The sequence below is a fragment of the Halorientalis sp. genome, assembly GCF_028275115.1.
GTDB lineage: Archaea > Halobacteriota > Halobacteria > Halobacteriales > Haloarculaceae > Halorientalis.
Genome location: NZ_JAQCNH010000029.1, coordinates 27,305 through 41,034 on the forward strand (window position 1 = coordinate 27,305; position 13,730 = coordinate 41,034).

General features: G+C 66.4%; 12 protein-coding genes and 1 tRNA gene. 8 read left to right on the forward strand and 5 right to left on the reverse strand.

Translation table 11 applies throughout. The annotated features are described in order from the left end of the window. Positions 1–29: 29 nt before the first annotated feature. Both Q0964_RS04750 and Q0964_RS04755 read left to right on the forward strand, forming a co-directional pair. Positions 30–2,504 (forward strand): DUF5059 domain-containing protein, encoded by a 2,475-nt coding sequence (locus Q0964_RS04750; RefSeq protein ID WP_299264086.1) that lies wholly within the window; start codon positions 30–32, stop codon positions 2,502–2,504. Between the two features lie 60 nt (positions 2,505–2,564). Further along, complete coding sequence (locus Q0964_RS04755; RefSeq protein ID WP_299264088.1) at positions 2,565–3,353, forward strand: hypothetical protein; 789 nt, start codon at positions 2,565–2,567, stop codon at positions 3,351–3,353. Between the two features lie 125 nt (positions 3,354–3,478). On the opposite strand, the gene thsA is transcribed toward Q0964_RS04755, so the two are convergent. Beyond that, entirely contained in the window at positions 3,479–5,038 is a 1,560-nt protein-coding gene (thsA, locus tag Q0964_RS04760; RefSeq protein ID WP_299264515.1) for a thermosome subunit alpha, read from the reverse strand. 178 nt (positions 5,039–5,216) lie between these two features. On the opposite strand from thsA, the gene Q0964_RS04765 reads away from it, so the two are divergent. Together Q0964_RS04765 and Q0964_RS04770 are read left to right on the forward strand one after the other, a co-directional pair. Beyond that, the gene (locus Q0964_RS04765; RefSeq protein WP_299264090.1) at positions 5,217–6,038 is read left to right on the forward strand and encodes an amidohydrolase family protein; all 822 of its coding nucleotides are present in this window, start codon (positions 5,217–5,219) and stop codon (positions 6,036–6,038) included. 57 nt (positions 6,039–6,095) lie between these two features. Continuing rightward, entirely contained in the window at positions 6,096–7,592 is a 1,497-nt protein-coding gene (locus Q0964_RS04770) for a glycosyltransferase family 39 protein (RefSeq protein ID WP_299264092.1), read from the forward strand. Here the strand turns inward: Q0964_RS04770 and Q0964_RS04775 are convergent. Together Q0964_RS04775 and Q0964_RS04780 are read right to left on the reverse strand one after the other, a co-directional pair. Beyond that, complete coding sequence (locus tag Q0964_RS04775; RefSeq protein ID WP_299264095.1) at positions 7,577–8,479, reverse strand: glycosyltransferase family 2 protein; 903 nt, start codon at positions 8,477–8,479, stop codon at positions 7,577–7,579. The genes Q0964_RS04770 and Q0964_RS04775 overlap by 16 nt on opposite strands. 39 nt (positions 8,480–8,518) lie before the next feature. Further along, positions 8,519–9,226 carry a class I SAM-dependent methyltransferase gene (locus Q0964_RS04780; protein ID WP_299264098.1) on the reverse strand — a complete coding sequence of 236 codons (708 nt, stop codon included), beginning with the start codon at positions 9,224–9,226 and terminating at the stop codon, positions 8,519–8,521. 273 nt (positions 9,227–9,499) lie between these two features. Between Q0964_RS04780 and Q0964_RS04785 the strand changes: the two genes are divergently transcribed. Together Q0964_RS04785 and Q0964_RS04790 are read left to right on the forward strand one after the other, a co-directional pair. Then, a complete protein-coding gene (locus Q0964_RS04785) occupies positions 9,500–9,787 on the forward strand; it encodes a MarR family transcriptional regulator (RefSeq protein WP_299264101.1) in 288 nt (95 codons plus the stop codon). 39 nt (positions 9,788–9,826) lie between these two features. Continuing rightward, positions 9,827–10,600, forward strand: a complete 774-nt coding sequence (locus Q0964_RS04790) for an MBL fold metallo-hydrolase (RefSeq protein ID WP_299264104.1) — start codon at positions 9,827–9,829, stop codon at positions 10,598–10,600. On the opposite strand, the gene Q0964_RS04795 is transcribed toward Q0964_RS04790, so the two are convergent. After that, entirely contained in the window at positions 10,597–11,544 is a 948-nt protein-coding gene (locus tag Q0964_RS04795) for an AAA family ATPase (protein WP_299264107.1), read from the reverse strand. The two genes, Q0964_RS04790 and Q0964_RS04795, sit on opposite strands and share 4 nt — an antisense overlap. Before the next feature lie 105 nt (positions 11,545–11,649). Between Q0964_RS04795 and Q0964_RS04800 the strand changes: the two genes are divergently transcribed. Together Q0964_RS04800 and Q0964_RS04805 are read left to right on the forward strand one after the other, a co-directional pair. Further along, positions 11,650–11,734, forward strand: a tRNA-Ser gene (locus Q0964_RS04800). Between the two features lie 281 nt (positions 11,735–12,015). Next, positions 12,016–13,344, forward strand: coding sequence for a cytochrome P450 (locus tag Q0964_RS04805; RefSeq protein WP_299264110.1), 1,329 nt, complete (start codon positions 12,016–12,018; stop codon positions 13,342–13,344). A 26-nt stretch (positions 13,345–13,370) separates the two neighbouring features. Here Q0964_RS04805 and Q0964_RS04810 read toward each other — a convergent pair whose 3' ends face one another. Continuing rightward, complete coding sequence (locus Q0964_RS04810; protein WP_299264112.1) at positions 13,371–13,622, reverse strand: DUF8142 family protein; 252 nt, start codon at positions 13,620–13,622, stop codon at positions 13,371–13,373. Positions 13,623–13,730: the final 108 nt, after the last annotated feature.

Sequence of the window (13,730 nt, forward strand, 5' to 3'; positions counted from 1 at the left end):
TAACTGTGGATTAGGTCACCCTAAAACTGATGAACGCGAACAGAAGACAGCTGCTCCGGACGGCCACGGCGGTGGCTGCAGGGCTGGGACTCGCAGGGTGTAGCGGCAGCAATCAGGACGGCACACCGACGGAAACGGCGACAGGCGCGGACGCCGACACGCCGGCTTCGGCCGAGGGTGACTCAGAAGCCGAAGCGGGCTCGACGAGCGTCGGCGCGGAGGCGGCCGTCGCCGCGGAGTGGACGGCGATGCGGATGCGACTCGACGACGCGTTCACCCTCGGTGTCGCGGGCCACACCGAGGCAGGCGCGAGCGTCGGTCAGAGCGTGTTCGCCCAGTTCGAGAGTGCCAACGGTGAGTACGGCGCACACGAGTACCTCGAAGCCACGGACGAGGCCAACTACAGCGGCTTCGAGGAGGACGGACTGGTCGTTATGAACGAGAGGCTGAACGCAGGTGACGCCGAGGCCGCCCGGGACGGCTGGCGGACGGCCAACACCAACCTCCGTGAGGCGACCGTTGCCCGCATCGGCGAGACCGGCGCGAACGCGCTGGCGGTCCTCCGGTTCGGCGCGGCCGTGAACAACGTCGAACTGCTCGCCGCCGCCGGCGACGTCGAGGGCGCGGCCTCGGTCGGACAAGAAGTGCTAAGCTGGTGGGAGAGTTCGCCCGCTCACGACGCGGTCGAGAGTGCCGACAGCGAGGCGTACGAGCGCCTCGAAGGCGCGATGGAGGACGCGATTTCGGCCGCACAGTCCGGTGACGTGGCGGGAGTCCGGAGCGCGACGAACACAGCGTTGAGCGCCTCGGCGACCGGGGCCTACGCCGTCGCCGGCAGCCGGAACGTCGCAGGCGCGGGCCAACTCGCGGCTTACCAGGCACAGGGCTGGGACGCCGCGACGCTCGCTTCGATGGGCGGTGCCGGCGAGGCACAGGCCCACGCCGCCGTTCTCACGACGTATCGCGCACGCGTCCACGATTCGCACTGGGTCGCGGCCCGCGGCGAGACCGACACCGCACAGACGATGGCTCAGGACGTGTTCGCGCACTTCGAGGGTGCGAGGGCTCACGACGCGCTGGAAGAGGCCAACAGCGAGGCCTACGAGAGCTTCGAGAGCGGACTGGACTCGCTGATTTCGGCCATCGACAGCGGTGATTCCGCGGGCGTCGACGACGCGCTGGCAGCGGTCGACGACAACCTCGTGACGGGTATCGAGGCGCTGGTCGGCGACACCGGTTCGGCGGTCCTCGAAGCCGAGTTCTTCCGAGCGCGACTCCAGGACGCCCGGGAGGTCTACCGGTTCGGTGGCGCCGACACCGCCGCAGAGATTGCACAGTCCCTGTTCCGGACCTTCGAGCAGAACGAACTCGGCTTCCACGAGGCCTTCGAGGCGGCAGACGCCGAGGCCTACGAGTCCTTCGAGTCACACCTCGGCTCCCTGCAGACGGCCTTCGAGAACACGAACGACAGCGGCGTCGAGACCCACGCGACGGGCGTGCTCGACGAACTGCTCGGCTTCGAGACGACCGCCGGGTCGACCGGCCAGGTCGGTGCCGGCGAGACCGCGTACATGGCCGCTCGGATCTTCGACGCCGCGGGCGTCGCCGCGCTCGGCAAGTCCGGGCGCGCGAACAGCGTCGTCCAGGAGACCTTCGCCGGCTTCGAGGCCGGCGCCGGCGGCTTCCACGAGGCGCTGGAGGAATCGGATTCGGAACTGTACGAGAGCTTCGAGAGCGACCTCTCGGCGGTCGGCGCCGCGGCCAACGACGGCAGCACCGTCTACGGCACCGCGAAGAGTTTCTACGGGAAGACAGTCGACGCCGCCTACGCAGTCGTCGGCGCCGGCGGCGCCAGCGTCGTCACGCCCGTGATGCAGGACACTTTCGCCGCCTTCGAGGAGGCGACGGTCCACGAGATGCTCGAAGAAGCCGACGAGAGTACCTACGAGAGGTACGAGGCTGCGCTGGACGACTACATCAGCGCCCTCGACTCCGGGTCGGGCGTCGAGAGCGCCGCGACGGCTTACGCCGACGCCTCGACCCGTGCACAGTTCGCCGTCGTCGACGCCGTGGCCGATGCTCCTGTCGGCGAGGGAGGCGGCGAGGCCAGCGGCGAGAGCGAAGAAACGAGCCTCCAGGGCGGTCCCGACGTCCAAGACGGCGTGCCGGACGGCGCCGACCACATCGTCGACATGCGGGCCGTCGCCTTCGAGCCGGCCGAACTCACGGTGAAAGTGGGCGATACGGTCGCGTGGGCACACCGCGCCGGTGAGGCACACAACGTCGTCGCCTACGAGGACGCGATTCCCGAGGGCGCAGGGTACTGGGCCTCCGGCGGCTTCGAGTCCCAGTCCGCCGCCGAAACCGGGTGGGAGAGCGGCGACGGCGCCGTTCAGTCCGGCCAGTCCTACACCCACACGTTCGAGGCGGCCGGCACTCACGAGTACTACTGTGTTCCCCACGAGATGGCAGGGATGAAAGGCGAGGTGGTCGTCGAGGAGTGAGCGGCACTCGCCCCCCCGCCGGAACGTGGGTTTTTGTCTCCGTCGGCCGACAGGTCCGATATGGGATTGTTCGACTGGCTCGGCGACCTCCTCGGCGACAGTGGACCGACAGACGATCGGCGGGGGACCGAACGCCAGCGTCACGGAAGTCACTGGGACACCGTCCTCGCGCCCGAGGGCCGAGAGGCTGCGCTCCGGACGGTCCTGACGGCGACGGTCGAAGGCGGGACTCCGAGCGAAGCCGGCACGCACGAAGGCGCGCCCCTCGTCGGCTACCGGGACTCCCCGGATCCGGTCGGTGCAACCGTCGTCACGCTCGATGAACAGGTCACCACCGGCTACCCGGTCGCCGACGGGGTGGGTCACGAGTTCGGCGTGACTGACCGAACGGAGTGGGCGTCCGGGGTCGAGGCCTGGGTCGAGGGGACGGTCGGTGCGGTGACAGTGACCTGCTTCGACGTCGACTGGTTCGCCCACCGGTCGGCCCCACCAGGGGGAGACGTGACGGCCTCGCTGTCAGTACTGCTTTACAATCTCCAGTCGGCCGACCCGACGGAGCCGCTCGTCACTGCTGACGGCGCGAAAGCGGACGCGACGGCTGGATTCCTCCCGTTCGAGAAGGGCGGCGCCGACGACTACGCCGTCTGGACGACCGTCGACGACGTGACCCGATGGACGTGGCGCGACACCGCGGGGTACCGCCTCCGCGCCCCCCTCGTCCGGGCCGAGGGGAGCGACGACATAGACGTGTCGATGTACGTCGCCGACCACAACCTCGTGGACGGGTACGTCCCCGAACCGGGCGACGAGGTCGAGGGGCTCGGCTGGGTCCAGGGGTCGTTCGAGTGAACGGGCGGCGCAGTCGCTCCGGGACGACGCTTCAAAAAACGGGACGTCGAGACGTTATGCTGCGGTCGTTCGCCGCCGGATGCGAACTGACCGTTCTGACCCGATAGTCCTCACGGCCAAATCGTTCACTCCGCCGCGATGACGTCGTCGATGCGGACGATCATCGTCGCCGCCTCGGTCGCGGACTCGACGGCCTCTTCCTTGACTGCGGCGGGGTCGAGGACGCCGTACTCGACGGGGTCGCCGATGATGCCGGTCTGACCCTCGGAGATAATGCCGGCGCGGCCCTCACTGTCGAACTCCGAGCGGAGGTCGACGAGCGCGTCGATGGGGTCCATGCCGGTGTTGGCCGCCAGCGTGCGCGGGAGCACGTCGACGGCGTCGGCGAACGCTTCGACAGCCAGTTGTTTGCGGCCCTCGATGCTCGCGGCCTCGTCGCGGATATGGGCCGCGATTGCGATCTCCGCGGCACCGGCACCGGAGACGACGCCGCCCTCGTCGAGTGCGGCGGTCACGACGTCAAGCGCGTCGTTGAGGGCGCGTTCCAGTTCGTCAGTGACGTGTTCGGTGCCACCGCGGGCGAAGACGGTGACAGCGTCGGCGGCCGCGCCACCCTCGATGAAGGCGACGTCGTCGCCGTCGTACTTGTCGACACGGACCGCCTCGGCCTCACCGAGGTCGTCGGCTTCGAGGTCGTCGACGGAGCCGGCGCGGGAACCGCCCGTTGCTGAGGCGATGGCCTTGGCGTCGTCGTCGTCGACGCTCTCGAAGGCGAGGATGCCGCGCTTGGCGAGAAAGGCCTTCGCGCGGTCGGCGATGTCGCCGGTGACGAACGCGACCTTCGCGCCGACGTCCTCGATGGCGTCGACGTAGCCACGCAGTTCCTCTTCCTCGGCCTCGATGGCCTGGTCGAGCTGGTCGACCTCGGTGATATTGTACTCGGCGTCGATGCTTGACTCCTTGAGGTCGATATCGTTGTCGACGACAGCGATGGCGGCGTCTTCGACCGAGCGGGGCATGTTCTCGTGACCCGGTTCCTCGTCGACAATGACGCCCTCGACCAGTTCGGTCGCGGAGGAGGAGGCACCGGTCTGAGTCCGGACAGTAATGTTGTCGCGGACGACGCCGGCGTCGGTGTCGACGTGCTGGACGGCCCCGACGACCGTCTCGGCCAGGCCACCGGCGTTCACGTCGCCGGTGCCTTTGCCGGTCATCGAGGACTCGGCGACCGAGCGGAGCGTCTGCTCGTCCACGTCGGCGTCGAGTGTCTCGGCGTCGATTGCCGCCTGGGCCAACTGTGCAGCCTCGTGGTACCCCTCGACGATGGTCGTCGGGTGCACGTCGTCGTCGAGCAGGTCCTCGGCCTGCTTCAGAAGTTCTCCCGCGAGCACGGAGGCCGTCGTCGTCCCGTCACCGACCTCGTCTTCCTGGGTCTGGGCGACTTCGACGATCATCTGCGCGGCGGGGTGTTCGATCTCCATCTCGTTCAGGATAGTCGCCCCGTCGTTGGTGATGACCACGTCGCCCGAGTCGGAGACGAGCATCTTGTCCATCCCGCGAGGACCCAGTGTCGTCCGTACCGCCTCTGAAATCGCCTTTCCCGCGGCGATGTTGGATGTCTGTGCGTCTTTCCCCTCTGTCCGCTGGGAATCCTCGTTGAGAATGAACATGGGCTGGCCGCCCATCCGTCGCTGTTGAGACATAGTCAGTAATGAGATGGTAAGCGGTTCTATATAAACTTTGCTATCGGAGGAAAGCGAGAGACGGCGAGGGGATATCGGTGCGGTGACGGTTGGATTCGGCAACAGAGGCAGACCATCTGGCGGGCAACCGTTATTACACGGCCGTTCGTTACCTCGGTGGATGCTGGAGCTGGAACACGAGTTCCGCGTCGTCGACGTTCACGTCTGTCTCGAGCCCGACGACACGCGACGGGCCGACGCCCGAACCGGCGACCCCGAGACAATCGAGCGGGAGATGCACCAAGCGGGGGTCATCCGGTCGGTCGTGTTCCCGGGGTCCCGGGACGGGAGCTATCTCAAGGTCAACAACGCGGTCGCCCGCATGAGTGTCGGCCGCTCGTTCGTCGCGTTCGCCCGCATCAACGGGGCCAGAGATGCCGGTTCGAGTCCGGGCGCGCGTTTGCGCAACCTCACCAGCTCGCGGGACGAACACCACACCTCGCCCGAGGACGTGGAGCAGTACGCCTACGACGACCGCTTCGCCGGGTTCAAACTCCACCCCGCAGCCGACGGCCTCCCCGACGAGGACGTCCTAGAACGGCTCGCCGAGGTCGGCCTCCCTGTCCTCGTTCACAGCGGTCAGCAGTTCCCGCCCCGGGCCGTGGCCGACCACCTGCTCGAGTACGAGTTTCCCGTGATCGTCGAACATTTCGGCGGCTACCCGCTGGACGGCGAACTCATCGGCGACGGCATCACCCTGCTGGACCGCTGGGAGTCGTGTTTTCTCGATACGAGTTTCGTCCGCTTCCGGACGCCGCTCGAACGGGCGATTATGGAACACCCCGATCGGATCTGTTTCGGTAGCGGCGCGCCGGCCAGCCACCCCGACGTGGGCCTCATGGAGATTCTCACGCTGGACGTGCCCGAAGACGCGATGGTGAAGGTGTTCTCGAAGAACGCCTCCCGCGTGGTCCCGGAGCTCTCGTCGTCGGGCGGACGCTGAGGGGTGAACCGCTCCGTCCCGTAGTATTTATCACCGAGACCTGCAGAGAGAGTGACAGTGGGTGGCCACATCGACTGGCGAAACCGGTACGTGGTGGCGCTGGCCGGTATCCTCGTCGTCGGAGCGACCCTGCGGCTGTACGGCCTCGGCGTCGAGAGTATCTGGGTCGACGAGGCAATCACGCTCCGGTTCGTCGAGAACCACGGCCCGCTCGAACTGCTGTGGGTTATCCCGAGCGAGCAACCACATCTCCCGCCGTACTACGTGTTCCTCGACGTCTGGGTCGCGGCGTTCGGTACGGACGCGACCGCTGTCCGGTTCCCATCGGCGGTCTTCGGCATCGTCTCCCTGCCCCTGCTGTACCTATTGGGCCGGAAACTGTTCGACCGGACGACAGGGCTGGTCGCGACCCTCGTGTTCGCAGTCGCCCCGTTCCAACTCTACTACGCCCAGGAGACGCGGATGTACAGCCTCTGGACGATGTTGACCCTCGTTTCGTTCCTGACGTTCCTCCGGCTCCGACGCCAGCCAACCCGTCGGCTGGCCGCCGGCTACGGCACCGCGACACTTTCGACCGCGGCCGTCCATCCGTTCGGCCTGTTCGTCCTCCTCACGCAGGGGCTCGTCTCGGTCTGCGACCGCCTGTCCGCCGGTGACGTCCTCGGAGTCGACGAGCTGACCACCCTGGAGCGGGCCCAAGCCGTCTGCTGGGGGTTGCTCGCCCCGGTTCTCGTCCTCGGGTTCCTGAAACTCGACACCGCCGTCGCCGGCTTCGATTTCATCTCCCCTCCGGGACCGGGGCGGGTCGTCGGGACCGTCGTCGAGTACTTTACGACTGCCGCCGGGACGGCCGAACTTGCGGTCTGTCTGCTCGTCGCCGTCGGTGTCGCCCTGGCACTCCGGTCGCGGCCGGTCGGGCGCGACCGTCGCCTCCTCGTCGTCTGGGCACTGGTCCCGATCCTCGGACTGGTCGCGGTGTCGTACCTGGTGACGCCGCTGTTCTGGGACCGGTACACGGTCACCGCCGCGCCGGCATGGGTCCTGCTCGCGGTTCGCGGGTTCACGAGTCTCGACCGCGACCGACTCGGACTCGGCATCGAACGTCGCCACGTCGGCTACGCGCTGGCCGGCCTGCTCGTCGTCGCCATCGTGCCGGCGACGGCGCACTACCACACGACCGAGGGCAAAGAGCAGTGGGACGAGGCCGTCCCCGACCTGGAATCGGCGGCCGAATCCGGCGACGTGGTCCTCGTAATCGACCGCGCCGGGCTGTCGGCGTTCGACTACTACCGCACCCGACGGGACGTGACGGTACGACCGGTCCACGCCGGACTGGGACCGAACGGAAGCTACGTCACACCCAACGCGACGCTCCGGAACATGACCGACGGCCACGACCGGGTGTGGCTCGTCCTGACACACCTCTGGTTCCTGCCGGGCGAGCGCCGGCGGATGCTGGACGTCGTGAACGAGAGCCGGCAGGTAGTTCGCCACCGACAGTACAACAGCATCGAGGTCTACCTGCTGGCCAACCGGACTCAGCGCCAGTCGTAGACCGAAACCGCGCGGTCCGTGCGGTCGGCCCGGCCGTTGGGGTTGCGTGCCGGCGTCCGGTCGCGCCACCGCGCACCGACGCCGTCTTTGAGGCCGACGGCCAGTCCCGCGAGGACGTCCCGGCCGTTGCCGAACCACTGCGACGGTTCGATCAACCCGCCAGCGACATCCCGGAGCGCACTGCCGGCGTCACGGAGAGCGTGACCGACGAGGCGTCGGACGACGGTCGGCCGAACGCCGTAGTTCTTCGTCAGTCGGTACGCCAGCGAGCGGTACTTCCAGCGCCAGTCGGTGTCGGTCACACCGCCGTCGGTGCCGTACTCACCACGCACCGACATGTCGCCGCGCCAGGTGACCTCGTACTCGTGCCCGGCCAGTCGGTGGGCCACGTCGCGTGCGCCGCCGGTGAGGAGGTACTCGTCGAACCCGTCGACAGCGTCCAGTGCCGCCCGAGAGAAGGCCGCGTTGTCGCCGTTGAAGTAGGTGACCGTGCGCCCCTTGACCGTCGTGGACTCGACGCTCTCGGTCGTCATACCAGCCTTGAGCTCTTGATGAGTCGGGCCGGTGACAACGTCGGCGGTTTCGATGCCGACTTCGAGCGCCGACTGCCAGTCGGGTTCGACGGCCAGTTCGTGGTTGACGAACGCGATTACATCGCCGGTCGCCCGGTCAAGACCAGCGTTACGCGCCGCGTTGAGCCGGCGGTCGGCGATATCGACCAGCAGGTCCACGTCGTCGCGCTCCCGGACCATCCCTGTCGTCCCGTCCGAGGAGGGTCCGTTGACGACGACGACCTCGGCGTCGAACGCGTGGTCGGCGAGGGCGTCCAGACAGCCCGACAGCCGCTCACGCCCGTTGAGTGTTGGAACGACCACCGAGAGATCCATACTCCTCGTTCTCCCCCGGACCCCTAAAAACTCGCGCCGTCAGGGGACGCGGGCGTGCCAGTACGAGACCGAGGCCAACCGCTTGCCCAGGGGTGACGAGATGAGCGTGGTGTCGACGTCTCGGAACACGCTAGCCAGTTTGTTCGGAATCTCCCGATACAGTCCGTACGGGAGGGCGAAATCGTGGTCGGACTTGACGAGGTGGAGGCCAGCGCTGTCGAGTAGCCGGGACACCTCCCAGCGCGAGTAGAGCCGCGACCCCATCGGGAGCGCCCAGTTGTACAGCGAACGCGTAGTGAAGCGATTGAACGTATCGAAAAAGACCTGATCCCGCGAGACTCGCCGTATCTCGCTCAGAAAGGAGGCGGGCTGGTCTGCCAGGTGGAAGAACCGCATGGCCAGCACCGAGTCGAAACTGTCGTCGGGGAACGGAAGTCGCCCTGCGTCGCCCCGCATCAGATTCATGTTCTCTGCGACACCCACACGCTTTGCCTTCTCCCGGCCCTGCTGGAGCATCGGTCCCGAGATGTCGAGTCCGACGACGTTGGCGCCACGTTCGGCCAGCATGACTGTGAACCGACCGGTCCCACAGGCAATCTCCAGTACGTTCCTGTCTTCGACCGGGCCAATCTCGTCCAACACGGCCTGTTTCTCCCGCCGGTCGATGAGTCGCCCCCCTTTAGAAAACCGCTTTTCCTCATACTCCTCGGCGATGTCGTCTTCTTGATACCACTCCTGTCCCTTCACGGCTTGTCCTTGATTGCTGCTCGGAGTGCATAAAACGGTACTGAAACGCACCGCTCAGTGTCGCCCGGGACGCCGAAGTGGTAACTATACGGATGTTTGCGGAACGAGTTCCCGACTGAACGAGGTGATTCGACGTACGCGAGTGCGTTGCCGATTCCGATAATTTGTGTCGGTATATTTTGTATAAGGACGCATAATACGCACTTATTTGTTCCTATTGTTTTGTCACACATGTAGCCAAGGTTTACACGTAGTGTTCGAACAGGCTCAAATATGAGCACGAGGACGGACGAAAGTGCATACACGGAGGACGGCGAAGAGAGCCCGTTGGCCGATCCGGAATTTCGCGAGCGGTTGCGGGAGCTTCCACCGAGTGCGAAGCTCGTCGCAAAGGTACTGGAGGGCGACGCACCCCTCTCACAAGGTCAGCTCGCCGAGGAGTCACTGCTGCCAGACCGGACCGTGCGGTACGCGCTGAATCGGCTGGAGGAGTCCGATCTTGTCGGGTCGCGCTACAGTTTCCGCGACGCGCGCAAACAGGTCTACTACCTCAGTAGCTGACCACCGCCACTTTTGACCGGCGTGGCCCTGGGGTGGGATATGGACGTTACCCGAGTTCCCGTCGATACCGCTACGCGCGGTCCCGGCGGCACGACGAACACGTATCTGCTCGGCAGCGACGGCGCTGTTCTGGTCGACCCCGCCGCACAGACCGGCGACCTCGACGACGCCGTCGACGCGGTGAGTGTCGGTCATATCGTAGTGACACATTATCACCCCGACCACGTCGGCGCAGTCGCCGAGTACGCCAGTACCTGCGACGCGACGCTGTGGGCACGCACCGGCCGAACCAGCGCGTTCGAGGCGGCCACCGGTGTCGCCCCCGACCGCACATTTGCTCCGGGCGACTCGATCCGGACTGCCGACGGCACAGTCGGCATCGTGGACACACCTGGCCACACACAGGAACACGTCGCGCTCACCTGGGGTCGTGGCGCTGTCGTCGGCGATCTGGCGGTCGCGGCTGGAAGCGTCGTCGTTGGCGCACCGGACGGCGACATGCGCGCGTACCTGACGAGTCTCCGTCGACTTCGCGCTCGTGGCTTCGGGACCCTGTACCCGGGCCACGGACCGGTGATCGACGACCCGGAAGCGACGCTGGCACGGCTCCTCGACCACCGTCTCGACCGCGAGGAATCGATCCGGCGAGCCGTCGTAGCAGGCGCTCGGACGGTCGAGGAGGTGCTCGACGAGGCCTACGAGAAGGACCTCACTGGTGTTCGTGACCTCGCGCGTGCGACCACAGTCTGCCATCTGGAGAAGCTGGCCGTCGAGGGCGACCTCAACTTCGACGGCGCGCGCGCCGAACCCTAAACCGTCGGTACGGGAATCTCGTCGAGGGTCGCCCGGACGATACTTTCTTTTTCGACATCGTCGAGGCGCGCGTCCGGGGTGAGTACCAGCCGGTGAGCGAGCGTCGGTTCGGCGACCCACTTCACGTCGTCGGGGATGACGTACTCGCGGCCGGCGATCACCGCGCGGGCACGAGCGGTCTCGAACAGCCGCTGGGTCCCCCGGGGCGAGACGCCCACTTCGACGCGGCGGTCCTCGCGAGTCGCGCGAGCGACGGCCGCCATGTAGTCGAGCAGGTCGTCATCGACGCGGACGGCCTCGGGCGCCTCCCGGACAGCCGCCACGTCGCCGGCAGCCAGTACGGGTTCGACGCTCGGGCTGAGCGTGTCCCGGCCGCGGCGGCGTCTCAGCAGTTCGACCTCGCCGGCCTCGTCGGGGTATCCGATGTCGGTCTTGATCGCGAAGCGGTCCATCTGTGCCTCTGGCAACTCGAAGGTGCCCTCCATCTCGACCGGGTTCTGAGTCGCCACGACGAAGAACGGCTGTGGGAGCGGGTGTGTCTCGCCGTCGACGGTGACCTGGCCCTCCTCCATGGCTTCTAGAAGCGCCGACTGGGTCTTGGGCGGCGCGCGGTTGATCTCGTCGGCCAGCACGACGTTGGCGAAGATGGGACCGTCCGCGAACTCGAAGGTGCGGTCGCGCTCGTCGTAGACGTTCGTGCCGGTCACGTCCGAGGGGAGGAGGTCGGGCGTGAACTGCACGCGAGAAAAGGAGAGTCCGAGCGCCGTGGCGACGCTGCGGGCGGTGAGGGTCTTGCCGGTGCCGGGCACGTCCTCCATGAGAACGTGCCCGCGAGCGACGATACCGAGGAGGACCGTGTCGAGGAACTCGTCGTCGGCGACGACCGCCGATCCGACTTCCTCGCGGACCGAGTCCAGGACGGAGTTCGCGTCGGGAATCTCCATGCCTGGAGCATCCGGGGCGTCGCATTTACCCGTTGTGCCGACGAGAGAGCACTCCCTCTTCCGAAACGAAACGGATAAACACCAACCGCTAGAATATCGAAGCGAGCCGAGGTAGCCTAGCCTGGCCAAGGCGGTTGCTTCGAGAGCAACTGTCCTCACGGACTCAGGAGTTCAAATCTCCTCCTCGGCGCTTCTGCCGACACACTCCGACGAGCACCGCGAGTCGGTACCGTCGGCAGGGCGGCAAGTGGAGTTTGAACGAGAGGAGTTCCAGCCCGCACAACGAGTGAAGCGAGTGAGCAGGACCTTCTCCGTGTAGTTCAAATCTCCGCCTCGGCGTCATCTTCGCGGCCCATTACAGTGAGCGAAGCGAACCGTCGGCTGTACTCGGCGTGCGGACCACGGCACCGCTTTTCAAAAGCCCGCGAAAGAAGGCGGTGTAATCAAACGGGGGCAAACGTAGATAAAAGCATGGCAGAGACAGATACGGGTCGGCCGAAGGGGCCGGACGGGTGGCCAGTCGTCGGCAACACCTTCCAGTTCGCTCGGGACCCATTCGGGTTCTACGAGCGGTGTGCGGATTTCGGGGACGTGGTGCCCCACGAGGTCGGCGGGCTGACGTTCTATCTCGTAACGCATCCCGAGGACGTCGAGCGGATTCTCTCGACGGAACATCGCAGGTTCGAGAAAGGAGCCTTTCAGCGCGAGCAGTTGAGCGACGTTCTCGGCGAGGGGCTGCTGACGAGCGAAGGCGAGCGGTGGCGCGAGCAGCGCCAGCGCATCCAACCAACGTTCGGGCCGGAGAAGATCCACTCGTACGTCGAGATCATGACCGACTGCGCACAGCAGGCGAGTACGCGGTGGTGGGACGGCCGGCGGGTCGCAGTCGACGAGGAGATGCGTCGGATCACCGTCCAGGTCCTCGCGCGGTCGCTGTTCGGGACCGACATCAGCAACCACATCGAGACCATCGCCGACGCGATGGGGGACATCGGCGCACAGGCCGAGGCACCGGCGGCGACGGCCCTACTTCCGGAGTGGTTGCCGACGCCGTGGGACCGGCGGGCCCAGCGTGGCGTCGACGCCATCGACGGGGTGATCGAGGATCTGATAGAGCGCCGGCGAGGCGACGCCGCAGGTCGAGACGACCTCCTCTCGACGCTTCTTGTCGCACACGAGGACGGGGAGATCGACCGGGCGACGCTTCGGGACCAGCTCGTGACATTCCTGCTCGCGGGCCACGAAACGACCTCGCTGGCGCTGACCTACACCTGGTACCTGCTGGCAGAGAATCCGGGCGCACGGGAGCAGTTACACGCGGAAGTCGACGATGTGTTGGGGACTGCGGTGCCGACGATGGCGGATCTCGGGAACCTGTCTGTCACCGAGCAGGTCGTACAGGAGGCGATGCGGTACTATCCGCCAGTCCACCGGGTCGTCCGCGAGGCCAGCGAGGACGTCCAGTTGCGCGGTCGGACCGTCGACCAGGGGTCGATTCTCACGATGCCGCAGTGGGTCGTCCACCGGGACCCGCGGTGGTACGACGACCCCATGGAGTTCCGACCGGAGCGGTGGGCGGGTGAGAGCGACCGCCCGGACTACGCGTACTTCCCGTTCGGCGGCGGGCCGCGTCGCTGTATCGGGATGCGCTTCGCAAAGCTCGAAGCCCAGCTCATTCTCGCGACGCTGGCCAGGAGTTTTCGACTGGAACTGGTCGGCGACGGGGGCCCGCTGGAGCTAACCTCGGGCGTGACGGCCTCGCCGACCGACCCCGTGGAGATGGTGCCACGGGCGCGCTGATAGCTCGGAGTCGCTTCGAGACGCGCTCACTTCGGTCGGTCGGCCCCGCCTTTCACGTCACCAGTGCGGTCGGCCGCGAACCCGGTCCGGAAAGCGATGTACGCGAGGACACAGATGAACAGAATCGGCGGCAGAATCATGAAGCCCCAGAGTCCGTCGAGGCCCCACCCGAGGATGAGGACGACGTCCGCAATCCCGAGCGAGAGGAAGGGCAACACCCAGAGCGCCGCCTGCTTGCGACTGACTCCGTCCTCGTCGCCGAAACCCAGTTTATCCATACACAGTGTTGGTGTTTGGGAGTAAAAAACACCCCGCTGTTCACCACGCTCGGCATACAAATATTATTAACAAAATGCAGACCAGATATTAAGAAAAGGCAGCAGGTG